Source organism: Thalassospiraceae bacterium LMO-SO8, assembly GCA_031655335.1.
Taxonomy (GTDB): Bacteria; Pseudomonadota; Alphaproteobacteria; order Rhodospirillales; family Casp-alpha2; genus UBA1479.
Window position 1 is genome coordinate 756,545 of record CP134226.1, and the last position, 19,020, is coordinate 775,564.

Consider the following 19,020-nt stretch of genomic DNA (forward strand, 5'->3'; position numbering starts at 1 on the left):
GGGCAAGAACAATGCCTGAACAAACCATCCATATCAGGTAGTTGATAAGACTGTCTTAATTGCCCCGCCGCCTTATATCAGCATTTCCTCGATATGCAGCCCTTGAAAGGCCGTGATTCCAATCTCGCGCCCGACCCGCAGCCCCAATTCGGAATCGACCCGGCACAGAACGACGATGCATCCCGCGTCCTGGGCCTGCTTGATGACCGAACGGTTGCGCGCCAGGGTCTCCATGCCGCTCTCGCGCCAGGGAATTTTCGCGATATTGGCATTAAAGCCGGCCAGGTTCAGCACCGCGAGCGACGCCGGATCGACGATGTCGACGGCGATGGTGCCGCCCTGGGCGCGCACGGCGGTCTGTGCCGCTTCGTACTTCCGCAGGTCACGCAAGACGTCCGCCAGACGCAGTTCGACAATGACGTTGGACAGTTTGGCGGCGCCGTTCGCGGCCAGGAATTTTTGGAATGCCGCGCCGGTAACCGATTCCAACGTCAGGTTGAGGGCGCACTTTCCGCCTTCCGGGTTGTAGTGCCGGTACATGCCCAGCATCAGCGGATCCAAAGCCAGGGTCAGTTGCGGGAACAGGGGGTCGGACTCATGGATGCTGACGTTCTTGAGCGCGTCGGAGCCCAGAATATCCAGGCGGATGTAGTATTCTCGGGCGATCACCGTCGGCGGCTTGCCCTCGGCGATCAGGGTGATCGACTGGCCCTGGACATAGGTTTCGGCGAATGCCTTGTCACCGATCTTGGCATGGACGGCGCGCACGGTCTGGCTGTCGGCCGCGTTGAGCATCCGCATCCCGTCCGCCCCCGCGATCACGCCCTGTTCCTTGGCGCGCTCCTCGAACGCTTCGAGAAAGCGGATCGCGCCGGCCATCTGGGTCGTCATGTCGATGGTGCGCACGATTTTCGTCTGGTCGACGGCGGCGACCTTGTCGGGGAATTCCTCTTGCAGGATCTTGAACAGGCTCATCTTCAGTTCCTGGGGAACCTCCATCCTGTTCATTTCCGTCAGGTTCGCGATGACGGCGATATTGGTTGGCGACAGCTGATACGCCCCGCCGCCCCGCACGCGGGCGACGCGGGTATGGATTTCGGCGATTTCGTCCATCAGATGATCGTCGTCTTCAGACAACCCCAGGTCGGAAAGATCGACCAGCAAAAGGGTGTTCACATCCCCCTTCTTGCCCCCCATGGCCCGAAGTTTTTTGAGCAGATCGGTGGCGTCCCCCGCCATTGATGAAGCCCCGAATGCCATCTTTCGTTTCCGTTTCGTTGTTTCTGCGAGGCCGGCCTAAGCGCCGCCCTTCGAGGCCGCCCCACCGGCCAGAAGTTTGTCGACGTGATAGCCCTGAAACAGGTTGATGCCAAGACTCTGACCGATGGTGACGGCCTGCTCGTCATCGACATGGGCCAATACCATGACCGTGCCGCCTTCCTGCATGGTGCGGATATCGTCCTTGGCCTGAAGATACGTCTCCTCGGCGTCGCCCCGCCACATGACCTTGGCCATCTTGACCTTCAGGCGGTGCAGATTGACCACGCCCAGCGTTTCCGGCTGCACGTTGTCGATGGCCACGGTGCCGCCCTTCTTGTGGATCAACTCACAAGCGGTCTGGAACTGGCTGAAATGCTGGAACATGTTGTCCTGGCGGAACTCGATGACCACGCCGGCCAGGCCGCCGTCGCCACCTTCGTTGAGAAAGTGATCGAAGGCGTTGGTGAACACGGTCTCCACGTTCATGTTCAGGGACCGCTTGGACTTGTCGCCCGCAACGGCGCCGATGCAGTACAACAATGCCTGGTCGAAGGTCAGGGTCAGCTGATTGAACACGTTGCCGGTGCCGCGGATATCGACCCCGCGCAGGATCGACTGCTTCAACAGATCGACGCCCACGTAATATTCGGTCATCACCGGCTGCGCCGGTTTGCCCGGCACGATCCGGGCCGCGGTCTGCGATCGGATGTAACGCTTGCCGAATTCGCGCGGGCCCAGCTTGCGCAGCGCGTCGCGCAGCTTTTGGATGTCCTGCATGTTGAGCGGCCGTTCGCCGCCGTCGTCGCCGGCGGTTTCGCGGCGGCGGTCGCCGTAGGCGTCCAGGAACCGCTTGGCCGCGTCCAGGCGGGCCCCCAGATCGATCGGCCGGATCAGGCGGGCCTGGTCGATCTTGGAAAAATGCTCCGGCAGGTGGTGCTGAATGACGCGCATGATGTCGACCTTGAGGTCCATCATCGCTTCCATGCGGTTGAATTCAGCTAGCTTGATCAGGATCGCGGTGTCCAGATCGGACAGCTTGTACACATGTCCGCCACGGGAATGGACGAAGGCGAGGAAGGCGCCCTCAAGCGCCTGCTGCACGCCTTCCTGCTGATCGGGCATGCCAAGCGTCGTGAAGGACACCAGCAGCAGATGATTGACGTCGGAATCGGCCGCCGACCAATGGTCCAACGTTTCCATCAGGTCATGAATCGTGCCGATCTCGCCGCCGGGATCGCCGTTTGCGCCCACATTCAGGGTTTCCACGGTCCGCCTCCTCCGTGGGCAGCCGCCGGTCCCCGTCCGGCAGCGCCGAGCGGCAGTATAGCCTTAAAATAAAACCCTTTGCCAACAAGGCTTTAGTTATAGCCACCCGACCTGTCGTCCAGGGCCGTCAGTCGCCGTCGCTCGGCAACGGCAGGGAGACGGTCACCCGCAGGCCCCGGGGCGTCAGATTTTCCAATCGAATGTCGCCGCCATGGGCGCGCACGATGTTGCGGGTGATCGCCAGCCCCAGCCCGACCCCGCCCGTTTCATGGCTACGTGAGGTTTCCAGCCGGGTGAAGGGTTCGAACACGCTGTCCTGGTCGGCTTCGGGAATTCCGGGGCCGTCGTCTTCGACCGTGACCAGGATTTCGCCGTTCCCCAGGCGCGCGGCCAGGCGCGCCCGGCCACCGTAATGAACCGCGTTCTGGGCCAGATTGCGGATCGCCCGCTTGATCGCCGTCGGCTGACAGGTCATGACGGCCGGCCCCGTCGGCGTGAACGTCACGTCCAACCCCATGTCGCCCAGTTCCTGGGCCACGTCGCCGCACAGCGCCGCGACGTCGGTGGACGCCGTCTGTCCCCCCGCCTGCTCGTCACGGGCGAAGGCCAGCGTCGCCTCGGTGATGCGTTCCATCTCGTCCAGGATGTTGAGGATCTTCTGCTTGTTCTCCGCATCGTCGGTGATGAATTCGGCGCGCAGGCGCAGCGACGTCAGCGGCGTGCGCAGGTCATGGCTGATGGCGGCCAGCATGCGCGTGCGGTCGGCGACGAAGCGGTGCAGGCGCTCCTGCATGGTGTTGAAGGCGACGATCGTGCGGCGCAGCTCGCTCGGCCCCATGGGCACCAGCGGCGGCGGCACCTCGCCCCGCCCCAATGCATCGGCGGCATGGGCCAGCGCGCCCAGGGGCCGGGTCAAGCGGCGCACCACCAAGACAACCACGACGGACACGCAAAGCGCCATGACCAGCAGAAGGGTCATCGTGCGGGCGCCGAACGCGCGCGGCCGGAAGGCCGTCATCTCGCCGTTCAGCCAGCGCCCGTCCGACAGTTCCACGGCGAGCGCCAGCCCCACGGGCCGGGCGGCGTCCAATTCGTCGCGGCGGTCGTCGCCGTGATCCTTGTGATGGCCGCCGTCATCGTCGTCCCGCCGCAGACGGTTCTTGCCGTGCCAGTCTTCGTGCCAGCGGCGCACGGCTTCCGGCGCGCGCGACAGGCGGCCGCCGTCTGCGTCGATCATTTCCACCAGCACCGCGCGGTCCCGCCCGGACCACAGGCTGAACCGTTCGGCCAGCACCCGGGCCATGAAGTTGTCCGCCGCCGCATCCGTCGGATTGACGGTGGGACTACCGGCGACCCAGAACCGCAGGCGCGACGAGGTGGCGGCGCCGAGAACGGAAGGCTCGACCTTGGGATTGGTCCCGGCGGGAAGGGACTCCAGCGTCTCGACCAGCGACACCGTGCGCTGAACCACCAGTTCATGGCGGGCGTTGATGATCGCCTCGCGCCGCTCGGACGCGAAGAACACGAACGTGACGACCTGGGCCGTCACCAGGGCGATCAGCAGCCCGGCGATGAGCTGCCCGGCCAGCGATCGGGGCCACAGCTTCATGGCGCGCTCATGTCTCGACGGCCTCGACCGGCACCGCGAGAGAATATCCGCCGCCCCAATGGGTTTTGATGAATTCCGGATTGCGCGCGTCGCGTTCGACCTTCTTGCGCAGGCGGCTGACCTGGTTGTCGATGGCGCGGTCGAACAGCTGCGCCGCGCGGCCGCGGGTCAGGTCCAACAACTGGTCGCGGTTGAGAACCCGTCCCGGATGGCGCACGAATACGCCGAGCAGAAGACTTTCCCCGGTCGAGAGCGCGATCGGCTCCCCGCCGGGCCCGCTCAACGTCTGGGCGCCCGGATCGAATATCCAGGGCCCGAAGCGGTAACGGGTGCCCGGGGTCTCGGCATCGGCCGGCGGCATGGCCCCGGCGCGGCGCAGCACGGCCTTGATGCGGGCCAGCAGCTCGCGCGGGTTGAACGGCTTGGTCACGTAGTCGTCGGCGCCCATCTCCAGGCCGATGATGCGGTCCGTATCGTCGGCCATGGCGGTCAGCAAAATCACCGGCAGGGACGTGGTCGCGCGCAGGTGGCGGCACAGCGACAGGCCGTCCTCGCCCGGCATCATGATGTCCAGGACCACCAGGTCGATGGCGCTGGTTTCCAGCGCCTGACGCGCAGATTGGGCGCGGTCGGCCGTGGTCACCCGGTAGCCGTGCTCTTTCAGATAGCGCGCCAGGGCGTCCCGGATGTCGGGATGGTCGTCGACGACCAGGATGTGTTCGCTGTCAGCCATGTGTGGGACACCTTTCCGCATACCAATATGCCAAAGGCCCGCGGGGCGGCGGGCAAAAATTTGTAACCAAATGTGTCATCCCGGCGGGGTGCCACGTTTTGCGACAATAGACGCGTTTGCCGCCATATTTGGGCGACGTTTGCAGGGTCTCTTGGGGGCATCGAAAGCCAACGAAACAAGGAGACAATCGATGGCACGCACCCACCGCATGAAGACCCACACCAAGATCGTTCTCGGCGCCCTGGCCGTCGCCGCGGCCATCGGCGGCACCGCCGCCGCGGTCCAGGCCGACGCCCGCGGCCACTACGGCAAGTCCGGCGACCGGGCCGAATGGCTGTTCGAACGCTATGACGCCAACCAGGACGGCAAGATCACCAAGGACGAGATCACGGCCGCGCGCAAGGCGTCCCTCGCGAAGTACGACGCCGACAAGGACGGTCAGCTGTCGCTGGACGAGTTCCAGGGTCTGTTCAACGAGATCATGCGTCACCGCATGGTCCGCATGTTCCAGAAGCTCGACCGTGACGGCGATGCCAAGGTCTCGGAAGCCGAGATCGCCCGCCGGGTCGACCGCATGATGGCGCACCTCGACCGCAACGACGACGGCGAGATCGAACGCGGTGAGCTGAAGCGCAAGCACAAGGACCACGACCGTGACGACCGTGACGACCGTGGCCATCACGGCGAGCGCAGATAACCTTCCCCAGCCGCCGCCCGCCCCAGCGGCGGCATCAAGGAAATGCCGCGTCCCCCAAAGGGCGCGGCGTTTTCTATGCGCTTAATCCGAATCCATCCAGATCGTGAACGGCCCGTCGTTGGTTAGGGTCACCCGCATGTGCGACCGGAACCGGCCCGTCGCCACATCGACGCCTTCGGCCTTGAGATGATCCGCGAACGCCAGGTACAGGCGTTCCGCCGTTTGCGGGTCGGCGGCCCCCGAAAACCCGGGGCGGTTGCCCCGTTTCCAGTCGGCGGCCAGGGTGAACTGGCTGATCACCAGGGCCTGGCCGCCCACGTCCTGGATCGACAGGTTGGTCTTGCCCGCCGCGTCCTCGAACATCCGCATGTTGACGACCTTGCGCGCGAAATACTGCGCGGTCGCGTCCGTGTCCTGCGGCTCGGCGCAGACCAGGACCACCAGACCGGGGCCGATCGCGGCCAGGGGCGCTTCCGCGCCCGCATCATCGACCAGGGAAACCCCGGCCGCCGTCACCCGTTGCAGCAATACCCGCATGTGCGTTTCCTCCGTAACCGCGACTATAGGTGTGGCCAATTCGTGACGGCAAGCGGCGGGCGGTTGATTTCCCGGCGGTCCACGGGTTAAGTGGGGCCCGACAACGACACCATCGGTTGGGAGCCGACTTCATGAAGTTCTTCGTCGATACGGCGGACGTCGCCGAAATCAAACGCCTGAACGACACCGGCCTGGTGGACGGCGTGACCACCAACCCGTCCCTGATCGCCAAGTCGGGGCGCGACTTCATCGAGGTGGTGAAGGAAATCTGCGCCATGGTCGACGGCCCGGTGTCGGCCGAGGTCACGGCGACGGACGCCGCCGGCATGATCGAGGAAGGCCGCAAGCTGGCCAAGGTCGCCAAGAACGTGGCGGTCAAGGTGCCGCTGACCGAGGCCGGGCTGACCGCCTGCAAGACGCTGAGCCAGGCCGGCACGCCGGTCAACGTGACGCTGTGCTTTTCCGCCGCCCAGGCATTGCTGGCGGCCAAGGCGGGGGCGGCCTTCATCTCGCCCTTCGTCGGCAGGCTCGACGACATCGGCCAGGACGGCATGAGCCTGATCGGCGAGATCGCCGAGATCTATTCCAACTACGACTTTCAGACGGAAATCCTCGTCGCCTCCGTGCGCTCGCCGCAGCATGTGGTCGACGCCGCACGCATCGGCGCCGACGTGTGCACCCTGCCGCCGGGGGTGATCTGGCAATTGTTCAAGCATCCGCTGACGGACAAGGGCCTGGAAGCCTTCCTGAAGGACTGGGAAAAGACCGGCCAGTCGATTCTGTGATCACGGCCGCCTTTGGCGTTCAGCGAACAGCGGAACGCCTGCCCACCGCGCCGTCGCCGTTCACCGCCCGCCAATAGATATCGGCCCAGGTCTCCCTGTCTTCCATGTAGTCGGAATAAGAGATCACCTTGTCGACGGCCACCCCGTCCTCGGACAAGGGGACGCGGGCCGCGACCTGGATTTCATCCTTCCAGGGGCTGTAGGGCTTGATCGCGTGGACGAAGATGAGCGGCCGGCGCGCCGCCGACACCATCTCGTATTGGCGCTGTCCGATATGGGCCAGCGCCGGCGCCGCGATGTCCGACACCATGCGGCCCGTCATATCGACCCCCTTCAGGGCCGTATGGCCGGTTCCCCAGAACCGATAGGTGAAGGTCTTGGCTTCGTCGTCGACGTCGGCCACCGCCATGTACGGGATAACGTCCGCCGGCAATTTATGGAGCTTGAAGTCCGACCACCGGGGCATGGCCCGGCCGCCTTGCAGCGCGCGGCAGTGGGCAAGGAACGAGTCCAGCTTGGGTGACGACACGTCCTGCGGCGCCACCACGGCGAACTGGCGCGCTCCCTCGGTCTCGGATTGACTCACGGCGGCATGCCCTTCATTGCCTGCGCTGAACGTTAGAATGGATAAAAAGTAACACACATGTCTTGCATGCGCCTGACGTCTGGCACCGTGAAAATTAGAAACTGGTGCTGGTTTTGCATCTATAGACGGCGATAATGGCTGATTGATTCATCAGTATTGAGATCGCCATTCATGGGCCGAAAGCCCCAACAAGAAACATCCGCCTCCGCTGGCTCTTCCGTCGGCGAGACCGCGCGACTGGCACGCGTCTTCACGCGGCGCACCTTGTTGGGAAATGGCGCCGCCCTTGCCGCCGGCGGCATTGGAATGGCCGTCGCGCCGATGCTGATCCGCCCGGCCAACGCCAAGGGCGAAACGGTCAACGTGCTGACCTGGACCGGCTACGTCCCCGCCCGTTTCGCCAAGACCTTCAAGAAAAAAACCGGCATCACCGCCAACATCACCACCGTCGGCTCCAACGAGGAAATGCTGACCCAGGTCACCGCGACCCACGGCCGCGCCTGGGACGTGATTTCCCCCTCCGCCCATCGCAAGAGCCAGTGGCTGGCCCTCAACATGACCCAGGCCTGGGACATGAAGAAGATCCCGAATCTGGCCAACGTGCAGCCGGCATTCCTGAAAATTTCCGAAAACTGGTCCTGGAACAAGGGCCAGCACCACCTGCCCCATATCTGGGGGACGGAAGGCATCGCCTGGCGCACGGACCGCTTCATGGGCGTCTACGGCAACCTGTCCCTGGCCGACCTGTGGCTGCCCGAAATGAAGGGCCTGGTTCAGGGCCGGGCCCATTCCCTGATGTCCGGGATCGGACGCATGCTGGCCGAGCAGGGAAAACTGCCGCCGCTGCAGGACGCCTACAAGGACGAGAGCGCCATGCGCGCCACCTGGAACGACATCCTGAAATTCGCGATTAAGCACAAACCCTGGCTGCGCGCGTTCTGGCACGACCACGAAAGCCAGAAGACCAACTTCACCCGCAACGGCGTGGTGATCGGCCAGACCTGGGACGGCCCCGCCATCGAACTGGCCAAGGCCGGCCAGCCGATCGCCTACATGGCGCCGAAGGAAGGGGCTTTTGCCTGGATGGACGGACTGTCGCTGACGGCGGCGGCCAAGAACGTCGATGCCGCCCATGCCTTCGTCGATGCGCTTTACACCGCCCGCGCCGGCGCACAGATGAGCAACGCCTCGGGCTATAATTCCGTGGTCCAGGGGGTCGAAGACCTGCTGACCAAGAAAACCCGCCAGGCGTTCAAGGACGCCTATCCGGGCGACGCGCTCGAGAAGCTGTGGTGGTGGCCGGACGAACCCGTGTGGTTCGCGGGCCTGCGCAACGCCTACCGCGACCGTTACCTGGCGTCCTAAAGAAAAAGCCGGGACCGCACCGCGGCCCCGGCCTTGAATTCCACTCTCCGGTCCAGATCAGAGCTCTTCGAGCGCTTCCCTGAGCAGGCCGATCATCGCGTCGATGTCGCCTTCGGTGGCGACGAAGGCCGGCGCCACGACGCCGCAGTCGCCCGTGAACTTCACGTGCAGGCCGCGCCAGAACAGATCCTTCTGGAATTGCGTTCCAAGCGCCCCCGGATTGCCCTTGGGCTTCAGTTCAATGGCGCCGATCATACCGTAGCCGCGGATGTCGGCCAGACAGTCGAGCCCTTCGAGCGAATACAGCGCCTTCTGGAAATGATCGACCAAGCCGGCCGCCTTCGCGAAGGTGTTGTCGGCTTCGTAGATCTTCTGCACGGCGACGCCGGCGGCGCAGGCCGCCGGGTGCGAGGAATAGGTGTAGCCGTGGAACAGTTCGATGGCGTTTTCGGGTGCGGCGTTGATGATGGTCTCGTAGATTTCGTCCTTCACGGCGATGGCCCCCATGGGCTGACAGCCGTTGGTGATCGCCTTGGCCATGGTCATCAGGTCCGGGGTGACGCCGAAGGCCTGGGCCGCGAAGGGTGCTCCCGTACGGCCGAAGCCGGTGATGACTTCGTCGAACACCAGCAGGATGCCGTGGGCGTCGCAGATTTCGCGCAGGCGCTCCAGGTAGCCCTTGGGCGGCACGAGGCACCCCGTCGAGCCGGCGATCGGTTCGACGAAACAGGCGGCGATGGTCGATCCGCCGACGTTCTCGCAGATGCGTTGCAGGTCGTCGGCAAGCTCGGCACCCGTTTCCGGCTGCCCCCGGGTGAAGGCCTGCTTGGGGTCCCAGGTGTGGCGCATGTGCACGACGCCCGGCATCATGCCGGAAAACGTCTCGCGGTTCTTGACCATGCCGGACAGGGACGTGCCGCCGATGTTGACGCCGTGGTAGGCGCGCTCGCGGCTGACGAAGCGGGTGCGGTGGCCCTGGCCCTTGACGCGGTGATAGGCCATGGCGATCTTCAACGCCGTGTCGATGGCTTCCGAGCCCGAGTTGGCGAAGAAGATGTGGTTCATGGGCTCGGGCGTGATGCGGGCGACCCGCTGCGCCAGGTCGAAGGCGCCGGGGTGGCCCAGCTGGAACGGCGGGGTGTAGTCGTTTTCCAACAGCTGCTCGTACACCGCCTGGGCGATTTCCTTGCGCCCATGGCCGAGCGGGCAGCAGAACAGGCCCGACGAGCCGTCGAGAATCTTGCCGCCTTTATGGTCGTAATAGTGCAGGCCCTCGCCGCGCACGACGATGCGCGGGCTTTTCTTGAAGTCCCGGTTGCCGGTGAAGGGCATCCAGTTCTCTTCAAGGGAATTGGTGTTGTATTCCATGATCGATCCTCCTCGGGAGCGCTGCAGGTCGGTTCCTGGCGGCGGTAATGCCGTGCGGCCCATCGGAATTCTCCGGACCGCCGGACTTGTCAGTTGATTGGCCTGATCGTAATCTGCGCTTCTGGCACCATGTTAGAGCCAGACCGGGTTATTCCCTGGACCACTTTTCGCACTTATGCAGACCAACGGAGCGACATGCGCGACGGCATATTTCACCTGGACCGGCGGCCCAACATCTCGATCCAAGGCCAGATTCGCGAGATGCTGGTTTCGGCCATCCTGGGCCGCCAGTTGCCGGCGGGCGACCCTCTGCCATCGTCGCGCAAACTGGCGAAAAGCCTGGGTGTGTCGCGCAATACGGTGGTTCTGGCCTATCAGGGGCTGGTCGACGACGGCTATCTGGAATCCCGCGAACGGTCCGGCTTCTACGTCACCGACGACATCATGGAAGGCCGCGCCGACGAGCCCGCCGCGCCGCCGCCCGCCCCGGACCCGCGGCCCGGCAACGGCCCCGATTGGGCCGCGCGGTTCCAGGTTCATCCGTCCGATCAGTCCAATATCGTAAAACCGGGCAACTGGCTGACCTACCCCTACCCCTTCATTTACGGCCAGGTGGACCAGTCCCTGTTTCCCATCGCGCAGTGGCGGGAATGCTCACGCCAGGCGCTGGGCCGCAAGGGCATGGACGTATGGACCGGCGACGCGCTCGCCGCCGACGATCCCATGCTGGTGGAACAGATTCAGACGCGCCTGCTGCCGCGCCGGGGCATCCTGGCCCGCGACGATGAAATCCTGGTGACCCTGGGCGCGCAGAACGCGCTCTATATCCTGGCCGCCCTGCTGGTGCGGGACGAGACCTGCGTCGCCATCGAGGACCCGGGCTATCCCGACGTGCGCAACATTTTCGGGTTGAAGACGGACCGCATCCTGCCGGTTCCGGTCGACGCCCACGGCCTGCCCGTGAACCAGCAACTGGACGGCGCCGACATCGTGTTCGTCACGCCGTCCCACCAGGCGCCGACCACGGTGACCATGCCCAAGGCCCGGCGGCAGGATTTGCTGACCCGGGCCGGGGAAAAGGACTTCGTGATCATCGAGGACGATTACGAGTGGGAAACCAATTACGTGTCCGAACCAACGCCGGCCCTGAAATCCATGGATACGGCCGGGCGGGTGATCTACGTGGGGTCCCTGTCGAAGACCCTGTTTCCGGGCCTGCGGCTCGGCTATCTGGTCGGCCCGGCGCCGCTGATCAAGGAAGCCCGCGCCTTGCGCCGCCTGATGCTGCGCCACGCGCCCAACAACAACCAGCGCACGGCGGCCCTGTTCCTGGCGCTGGGCCATCACGACAGCCTGGTCCACAAGCTACAGAAGGCCTACCGCGAACGCTGGAAGATCATGGGCCGGGCGCTGGCCGACCATCTGCCCGGCTGGTCCAAGGCGCCGACCTTCGGCGGCACCAGCTATTGGGTCAGCGGGCCGGACGGCTTCGATGCCGGCAAGCTGGCCGACCGGGCGCTCGACGACGGCGTGATCATCGAACCGGGGCGCGTCAACTTCGCGGCCAAAAACGCCCCCCGCAACCATTTCCGCCTGGGATTCTCGTCGATCGCGGCCGAGCGGATCGAGCCGGGCATCCGTCTGCTCGCCGACATCATCAAGCGCGATATCTGACCCTGATCCGTATCAAGTTGCCCCCCCGGCCCGCAGTGGTAACATCGACGCCCTGAACAGGCCGGGAGAAGTACCATGCGCATCGGCGTGCCCAAGGAGATCAAGGTTCACGAATACCGGGTCGGCATGACGCCCGCGAGCGTCGCCGAGGCGGTGCACCAGGGGCATACCGTGCTGGTCGAAACCGGCGCGGGCAAGGGTATCGGCGCCGCGGACGAGGCCTATGTCCGGGTCGGGGCGGAGATCGAACCCGACGCGGCCGCCGTGTTCGCCCGGGCGGACTTGATCGTCAAGGTCAAGGAGCCCCAGGCCGAGGAACGCCGGATGCTGCGCGAGGGACAGGTCCTGTTCACCTACCTGCACCTGGCCCCCGACCCCGAACAGACGCGCGAGTTGCTGGATACGGGCGTCACCGCCATCGCCTATGAAACCGTGACCGACGCCGGGGGCGGCCTGCCCCTGTTGCGGCCCATGTCCCAGATCGCCGGGCGCATGGCCGTGCAGGCGGGCGCGCACTGCCTGGAAAAGGAAGCCGGCGGGCGCGGCATCCTGTTGTCCGGCGTGCCCGGCGTGGCCCCCGCCAAGGTGGTCGTCATCGGCGGCGGCACGGTCGGCGCCAACGCCGCCGTGGTGGCGCTGGGCATGGGGGCGGACGTGACCGTGCTGGACACCGACGTGACCACCCTGCGGCACCTGGAACACCGCATGGGCCTGGGCCTGAAGACCGTCTATTCCAACCGCCACACGCTGGAAGAACAAGTCACCGCCGCCGACCTGGTGATCGGCGCCGTGCTGGTGCCGGGCGCGGAGGCTCCCAAACTGGTGACGCGCAGCATGGTCATGGTCATGAAGTCCGGGGCGGCTATCGTCGATGTCGCCATCGACCAGGGCGGCTGCTGCGAGACGTCGCGCCCGACCACGCATGCGGCGCCGACCTTCGTGGTCGACGAGGTGGTCCATTACTGCGTCGCCAACATGCCGGGGGCGGTCGCCCATACCTCGGCCTATGCGCTCAACAACGCGACCCTGCCCTTCATCCTGGCCCTGGCGGGCAAGGGCGCCGAACAGGCCCTGGCCGACGACCCCCATCTGCTGGCCGGCCTCAACGTGCACAAGGGCAAGCTGACCTATCGGGCCGTGGCCGATGCCCAGGGCCTGCCGTTCGTGGAGCCGCGCACCGCCCTGGGGGCCTAGAACGGCAGAAAATCGTATCAAAATCTCAAAACTGGGACGATATCGCACCATAAACCGATTTCTGGCCGGACCAAAAGGCGGCAACTGGCCCTATCCCCTGGACTAGGGAAGGCCTACCTACATCCTCACGGAATGCGGTGGTGACCGCCACGCCGAATAGGGGCCAATGGACGTGCCCGGCGCCGCGCGCCAACCGCGTTAAGGGTGCTATAACGTACGGAACAACACTCCATGCCGGCCCCAAGCGGCGGCCGGCCAAACTGCTTACGGGAGGATCCCAAGCATGACCAAGATGAACACGGAAGAGGCCTTCGTTAAGGTCCTGCAAATGCACGGCATCGAACATGCCTTCGGCATCATCGGCTCGGCCATGATGCCGATCTCGGACCTGTTCCCCAAGGCGGGGATCACCTTCTGGGACTGCGCCCATGAATGCAACGCCGGCATGATGGCCGACGGCTTTACGCGCTCAAGCGGCAAGATGGCCATGTGCGTCGCCCAGAACGGCCCCGGCATCACCAACTTCGTGACTCCGGTCAAGACCGCCTATTGGAACCACACGCCGATGCTGCTGGTCACGCCGCAGGCGGCCAACAAGACCATCGGCCAGGGCGGTTTCCAGGAAATCCCGCAGATGGCCCTGTTCGAAGACATGGTCTGCTATCAGGAAGAGGTCCGCGACCCGACCCGCATCGCCGAGGTCCTGAACCGCGTGATCACCGAAGCCTGGCGCGGTTCCGGCCCGGCGCAGATCAACGTGCCGCGCGATTTCTGGACCCAGATCATCGACATCGACCTGCCCCAGGTCATCAACATCGAACGCCCGTCGGGCGGCAAGCAGGCCATCGCCGATGCCGCCAAGATGCTGTCGACCGCCAAGTTCCCGGTCATCCTGAATGGTGCCGGCGTGGTGCTGTCGGGCGGCATCGAGGCCTCCAAGGCGCTGGCCGAACGCCTGTCGGCCCCGGTGTGCTGCGGCTATCAGCACAACGACGCCTTCCCGGGCTCGCACCCGCTGTTCGCCGGGCCCTTGGGCTACAACGGCTCCAAGGCCGGCATGGAGCTGATCTCCAAGGCCGACGTGGTGCTGGCGCTCGGCACGCGGCTGAACCCGTTCTCGACCCTGCCCGGCTACGGCATGGATTACTGGCCGAAGAACGCCAAGATCATCCAGGTCGACATCAAGGCCGAACGCATCGGCCTGACCAAGAAGGTCGATGTCGCCATCCAGGGCGACGCCAAGCAGGTCGCCGAACAGATCCTGGCCGGGCTGGCCCCGACCGCCGGCGACGCCGGGCGCAAGGAGCGCGAGGACCTGATCTCCACCACCAAGTCGCGCTGGCTGCAGACCCTGTCGTCCATGGACCATGAAGACGACGATCCGGGCACGACCTGGAACGAACGCGCGCGCAACAAGCATCCGGAACGGATGAGCCCGCGCATGGCCTGGCGCGCCATTCAGGCGGCGCTTCCGCGCGACGCCATCATCTCGTCCGACATCGGCAACAACTGCGCCATCGGCAACGCCTATCCGACCTTCGAACAGGGCCGCAAATACCTGGCCCCGGGCCTGTTCGGGCCCTGCGGTTACGGCTTCCCGTCGATCATGGGCGCCAAGATCGCCTGCCCGGACACCCCGGTCGTCGGCTTCGCCGGTGACGGCGCCTTCGGCATCTCCGCCAACGAGATGACCGCCGTCGGCCGCGACGAATGGCCGGCCATCACCATGGTCATCTTCCGCAACTACCAGTGGGGTGCCGAAAAGCGCAACACCACGCTGTGGTATCAGGACAATTTCGTCGGCACGGAACTGGACCTCGACGTCCAGTACGCCAAGATCGCCGATGCCTGCGGCCTCAAGGGCGTGCAGGTCACGACCATGCAGGAACTGACCGATGCCCTGGACGCCGCCGTGAAGGCGCAGATGGAAAACAAGACCACGACCTTCATCGAGGTCATCCTGAACCAGGAACTGGGCGAGCCGTTCCGCCGCGACGCCATGAAGGCGCCGGTCGAGGTCGCGGGGATCAATCCCGGCGACATGCGCCCGCAGAAAGGGGCCTAAGCGCCCTTGCAAGAGGCCGGGAGGCCGCGGCAACCACCGCCCGTCTCCCGGCCCTCCCCTTTTCCCGGGCGCCCCTTTCTTGCGGGCGCCCCTTTTTTTGGGTGTATGCTGAACCATGCTGAGCACCGCGCCGTTCGAAGTTCCCCAATACCTGCTCGATAGGGCCAAGGGCCTGGACCGCGTGCCCATGGCCGTCGCCGGGGCCGACAACATGGTGGTCATGGAAAGTGCCCGTCAGGCGACGGACGCGGGCCTGATCGCGCCGGTCCTGGTCGGTGACCGGGATGAGATCGAAAGCCTGGCCGAAACCATGGGCTGGGACATTTCATCCTTTCGTATCGTCGAGACCGGAGAAGAAGACGAAGCCGCCGCCGCGCGCATGGCCGTGGCCCTGGCCCGTGACGGCGAGGTCAAGGCCTTGATGAAGGGCCATGTCCATACCGATGCCCTGATGGCCGCCGTGGTCGCCCGCGAGACGGGGCTGCGCACGGGACGGCGCCTGTCCCACGTCTTTCACATGACCGTGCCCGGCAGCGACCGGGTGCTGATGATCACCGACGGGGCCGTCAATATCGCCCCCAATGAAAACACCCTGATCGACATCGTCAACAACGCGGTCGGTCTGGCCCATGCGCTGGGCAACGCCAACCCCAAGGTCGCCATCCTGTCCGGCACGGAAAGCGCCCTGCCGGCCATGCCGTCGAGCATGCAGGCCAAGGTGATCGTCGAGCGTGCCCGCGCCGGCGAGGTCACGGGGGCGATCGTCGACGGCCCCTTCGCCTTCGACAACGCCATATCGCCCGAGGCGGCAAGGCTGAAAGGCATCGACAGCCCCGTCGCCGGCAACGCCGACATCCTGGTGGTGCCCAACATCGAAACGGGCAACGGGCTGTTCAAGATGATGGTCTATTTCATGAGCGGCCTGGCCGCGGGTATCGTGCTGGGGGCCAAGGTGCCGATCGTGCTGACGTCGCGCGCCGATCCGCCCGAAGCCCGCTTCGCCGCCACCGCCATCGCCGCCATCGCCGCCGCCGGGGGGACTAACGGCCCAGATTGAGCCGCCGCACCATGGCTTTCGGCGCCTGGGCGCAATCGTGGCGGGCAAAGACATTGCGGCCGGGGTCGCGAATCAAGACCATGCGTTCCACCAGGGACCGGCCCAGTTCGCGATTGACCTTGCGGGTCAGGGTCCGGGCCATCCGCTCCAGATCGAAATCGTTATAGTCCGAACCGGCCAACCCCGCGTCCGACAACGCGATGTTGACCATGTGATAGATCACCGGCGCGATGTCGCAGATATCCTCCACCGCATCCCGCTCGGCCATGATGGCGACCGGCAACACGGCTTCCGCCGTGCCCCGCTTGCCGACGAACGGCCGGGGGATGGGCACATGCTTGAACAGGATCGTCGGCGGCGGCGTGTCCTCCTCCGGGGGCGCGGCGCGGCGCTGCGTCGGCAGGGCGGCGGCGATGCCGGACATGGGGCCGGACTTGGGGTCTTCGGCCTTGCGAGCGGTGTCGACCGGCGCCCCCACCGGGGGAATGACCACAACGCCCTCCTGGGGCGGGGGGGCGTCCGCGGCTGGGGCTGCGGCTTCAGGCGCAGGGGGCGTTTCCGGGTTCTCGGCGGTTTCCGTGCTCAGGTCGTTCAGGGCGATGTACAGATAGCCCGCCAAGGCCAGCATGGCGACCGTGGCGCCGATCAGATACTTGGGGTCCTTGAACGCCAGATAGGCCAGACGCTTCAGTCCGCCGCCCTCTTCCTTGGCGCGGCGGTCGGCGGCATCCGCATGCTTGCGCGCCAGGAATTCCTGCGCCTTGCGGGTGCGCAGATCCTTGATGGAGCGCAGCAATGCCACGGCGTCGTCCGTGGGCGTGGCGCCGCCGGCGTTGGCGAACATGCGCTCGATCTCGCCTTCGACGCGGGTGATTTCCAGCTCGTCCCCCTTGCGGGTGAACAACTGACGGGTCACGGCCTCCAGGCAGCTTCGAAGCGCCGCCGCGTTGGGTGCGCTGGCGATCACGGCGATCAGGCCCTCGTTCGGGTCCTCGAACACCTTCTCCCAATCGGTCACGCCCGACGGCGTTTGCGGAAACGCGGGTTTGCTCATGCCTGATCCATGCCTTGTCGCGCGGCAAAGGGATGTGCCGGTCATCACAATATATATAAAAATGCAGATAAATTCCCGGTCAACACCCGGGTCCCCGCGCACCTAGCGCAGCGGCGTGATGGTCGGCGTGGGCGGCTCGACCGCCGGCTCACCCAGAATCTTCGCAACGTCCTGCTTCATCAGGATGCGCGACCAGGTGCGGATGTCGTGAATTTCGGCCGCCGGGACGATCCAGTCGGCGGGATTTTCCACCGGCGGCGGGACCAGGCGGAAGGTCTTGCCCTGGCCGTCCGCGCCCTCGACGGGGATGAGCTTGCCGTCCTTGGCCCGTTCCGCCCCCGCCTTGCCGCGCAGACAGGCCTCGAGCAGGCCGTCGTCCGTGTCCTCGTGCCGGTCAAGCCAGGTGAAGGCATGCTTGGCGGCGTAGCGGGTCAGTTCCTCATGGCGGCCCATTTCCCGGCGCAGGTCGGCGAAGGCGCCGTCGGCCCAGATCAACTGTTCCTTGGCGCTGTCGTCGCGGCAGCGGCGCAGTTGGCGGATTTGGCGCTCGCGGGCGGCGATGTACCAATAGGCGGCCTTCAGCTCGTTTCCGTCCTGCTCCAGCTTGCGCGCCGAGGCGTAAATCCACAGCGGCGGAAAGTAATGGGCCTGCGGTTCGAACCAGCGGCGGTAGTCGTCAATCAGATTGGGCGGAACCCGGGCGATCCACTGTTCGCCCTCGGACCACCGGCCCGTCTCCCGTGCCTTGTCGATCTGGAAGGTATAGGCGTCGAGCGGATCGGCGGGCGCCTTGGCGGGCGGATCGGTCACGCGCCGCGCCTGCGTCAGCTGCAGGCAGCCGGCGAGCACGACCACGGCGGCGCCGAGCGCCGCGACGGAGCGGATCCGAATCATGACGGAATCCTAGGGGGTTGTATCCGGCTTGTCACGGCCTAGGCATTGCCTGCGGTGATCTGCATCAATGTCCGGGGGCCCCATGCCGATTAGATTCCAGGCACAGAGGGGCCGCCTGCCCCGCAAAGGTGAGGAGAACGATTCATGGACGGCGACAAGACATCTTCAGGCACCGTGTACGAGGAACCGGGCTGCGCCTACTGCCCGCCCAGCGTTCAGGCCTGCCGCCAGGGCGAAGGCGACAGCCGTGGGCCCGGGTTCTGCCCGTCCAAGGTCTGCCCCGATACCATCCGGGACGCCGTCGGCCATTACCAGGATCCGACCATCCTGAAGGTCGCCCAGGTCTCGGCCCGGATCGAGGCCGAAGGCTACTGTAAATGGACGCGGGTCGAGGAGATCGTCCAGTTCGCCAGGCAGATGAGCTTCACCAAGATCGGCGTCGCCAGCTGCATCAGCTTCCTGGAACAGGCCAAGGTTCTGAGCGGCGTGCTGGAAAGCCACGGGTTCGAGGTCGTCTCGACCGCCTGCAAGCACGGCGGCGTGCCCAAGGAAGACATCGGCCTGCGCGACGACGAGAAAATCCGCCCGGGCCAGCACGAAAGCATGTGCAACCCGGTATCGCAGGCCCAGGTGCTGAACGCGGCCGGCTGCGAATTCAACATCGTGCTGGGCCTCTGCGTCGGTCACGACAGCCTGTTCTTCAAATACTCGCAGGGCCTGGCGACGACCCTGGTCGCCAAGGACCGGGTGCTCGCCCACAACCCCATCGGCGCCCTGAACCTGGCGGACACCTACTATTCGCGCATCTGGGGCCCGGACAAACCGGCCAAGACGCCGAACAAGCCGAAGGCGGCCGCCAAGCCCGCGAGGGAATAG

Annotated in this window: 17 protein-coding genes; 8 read left to right on the plus strand and 9 right to left on the minus strand. The window is 65.5% G+C overall.

Features of this window, described 5'->3' with window-relative positions; all coding sequences use genetic code 11:
• Positions 1-72: 72 nt before the first annotated feature.
• From RJ527_03660 to RJ527_03675, 4 genes are all read right to left on the minus strand, one after another.
• A complete protein-coding gene (locus RJ527_03660; GenBank protein ID WND76847.1) occupies positions 73-1,239 on the minus strand; it encodes a hypothetical protein in 1,167 nt (388 codons plus the stop codon).
• A 57-nt stretch (positions 1,240-1,296) separates the two neighbouring features.
• Positions 1,297-2,526, minus strand: a complete 1,230-nt coding sequence (locus RJ527_03665; GenBank protein WND76848.1) for a hypothetical protein — start codon at positions 2,524-2,526, stop codon at positions 1,297-1,299.
• Positions 2,527-2,653: 127 nt separating this feature from the next.
• Positions 2,654-4,135, minus strand: coding sequence for an ATP-binding protein (locus RJ527_03670; protein ID WND76849.1), 1,482 nt, complete (start codon positions 4,133-4,135; stop codon positions 2,654-2,656).
• 7 nt (positions 4,136-4,142) lie between these two features.
• A complete protein-coding gene (locus RJ527_03675; protein WND76850.1) occupies positions 4,143-4,868 on the minus strand; it encodes a response regulator in 726 nt (241 codons plus the stop codon).
• Between the two features lie 190 nt (positions 4,869-5,058).
• Here RJ527_03675 and RJ527_03680 point away from each other — a divergent pair, with 190 nt between their 5' ends.
• A complete protein-coding gene (locus RJ527_03680) occupies positions 5,059-5,565 on the plus strand; it encodes a hypothetical protein (GenBank protein WND76851.1) in 507 nt (168 codons plus the stop codon).
• A gap of 81 nt (positions 5,566-5,646) precedes the next feature.
• Here the strand turns inward: RJ527_03680 and dtd are convergent, their stop codons facing one another.
• The gene (dtd, locus tag RJ527_03685; GenBank protein WND76852.1) at positions 5,647-6,102 is read right to left on the minus strand and encodes a D-aminoacyl-tRNA deacylase; all 456 of its coding nucleotides are present in this window, start codon (positions 6,100-6,102) and stop codon (positions 5,647-5,649) included.
• 131 nt (positions 6,103-6,233) lie between these two features.
• On the opposite strand from dtd, the gene fsa reads away from it, so the two are divergent.
• Positions 6,234-6,887 (plus strand): fructose-6-phosphate aldolase, encoded by a 654-nt coding sequence (fsa, locus tag RJ527_03690; GenBank protein ID WND76853.1) that lies wholly within the window; start codon positions 6,234-6,236, stop codon positions 6,885-6,887.
• A 19-nt stretch (positions 6,888-6,906) separates the two neighbouring features.
• Here fsa and RJ527_03695 read toward each other — a convergent pair whose 3' ends face one another.
• Positions 6,907-7,473, minus strand: coding sequence for a hypothetical protein (locus RJ527_03695; GenBank protein ID WND76854.1), 567 nt, complete (start codon positions 7,471-7,473; stop codon positions 6,907-6,909).
• Positions 7,474-7,779: 306 nt separating this feature from the next.
• On the opposite strand from RJ527_03695, the gene RJ527_03700 reads away from it, so the two are divergent.
• Complete coding sequence (locus tag RJ527_03700; GenBank protein WND76855.1) at positions 7,780-8,838, plus strand: extracellular solute-binding protein; 1,059 nt, start codon at positions 7,780-7,782, stop codon at positions 8,836-8,838.
• A 57-nt stretch (positions 8,839-8,895) separates the two neighbouring features.
• Here RJ527_03700 and RJ527_03705 read toward each other — a convergent pair whose 3' ends face one another.
• Entirely contained in the window at positions 8,896-10,206 is a 1,311-nt protein-coding gene (locus RJ527_03705) for an aspartate aminotransferase family protein (protein ID WND76856.1), read from the minus strand.
• Positions 10,207-10,401: 195 nt separating this feature from the next.
• Between RJ527_03705 and RJ527_03710 the strand changes: the two genes are divergently transcribed.
• From RJ527_03710 to RJ527_03725, 4 genes are all read left to right on the plus strand, one after another.
• Positions 10,402-11,880, plus strand: a complete 1,479-nt coding sequence (locus tag RJ527_03710; protein ID WND76857.1) for a PLP-dependent aminotransferase family protein — start codon at positions 10,402-10,404, stop codon at positions 11,878-11,880.
• A gap of 75 nt (positions 11,881-11,955) precedes the next feature.
• Positions 11,956-13,074: an alanine dehydrogenase gene (gene ald, locus RJ527_03715; protein WND76858.1), complete on the plus strand. Its 1,119-nt coding sequence runs from the start codon at positions 11,956-11,958 to the stop codon at positions 13,072-13,074.
• A gap of 283 nt (positions 13,075-13,357) precedes the next feature.
• On the plus strand, positions 13,358-15,139 hold the full coding sequence (gene xsc, locus RJ527_03720; GenBank protein WND76859.1) for a sulfoacetaldehyde acetyltransferase: 1,782 nt from the start codon (positions 13,358-13,360) through the stop codon (positions 15,137-15,139).
• A gap of 115 nt (positions 15,140-15,254) precedes the next feature.
• Complete coding sequence (locus RJ527_03725; GenBank protein ID WND76860.1) at positions 15,255-16,196, plus strand: bifunctional enoyl-CoA hydratase/phosphate acetyltransferase; 942 nt, start codon at positions 15,255-15,257, stop codon at positions 16,194-16,196.
• Here the strand turns inward: RJ527_03725 and RJ527_03730 are convergent.
• A complete protein-coding gene (locus tag RJ527_03730) occupies positions 16,180-17,250 on the minus strand; it encodes a hypothetical protein (protein ID WND76861.1) in 1,071 nt (356 codons plus the stop codon). The genes RJ527_03725 and RJ527_03730 overlap by 17 nt on opposite strands.
• A gap of 102 nt (positions 17,251-17,352) precedes the next feature.
• The gene (locus RJ527_03735) at positions 17,353-18,144 is read right to left on the minus strand and encodes a hypothetical protein (protein ID WND76862.1); all 792 of its coding nucleotides are present in this window, start codon (positions 18,142-18,144) and stop codon (positions 17,353-17,355) included.
• Positions 18,145-18,288: 144 nt separating this feature from the next.
• On the opposite strand from RJ527_03735, the gene RJ527_03740 reads away from it, so the two are divergent.
• Complete coding sequence (locus RJ527_03740; GenBank protein WND76863.1) at positions 18,289-19,020, plus strand: DUF1847 domain-containing protein; 732 nt, start codon at positions 18,289-18,291, stop codon at positions 19,018-19,020.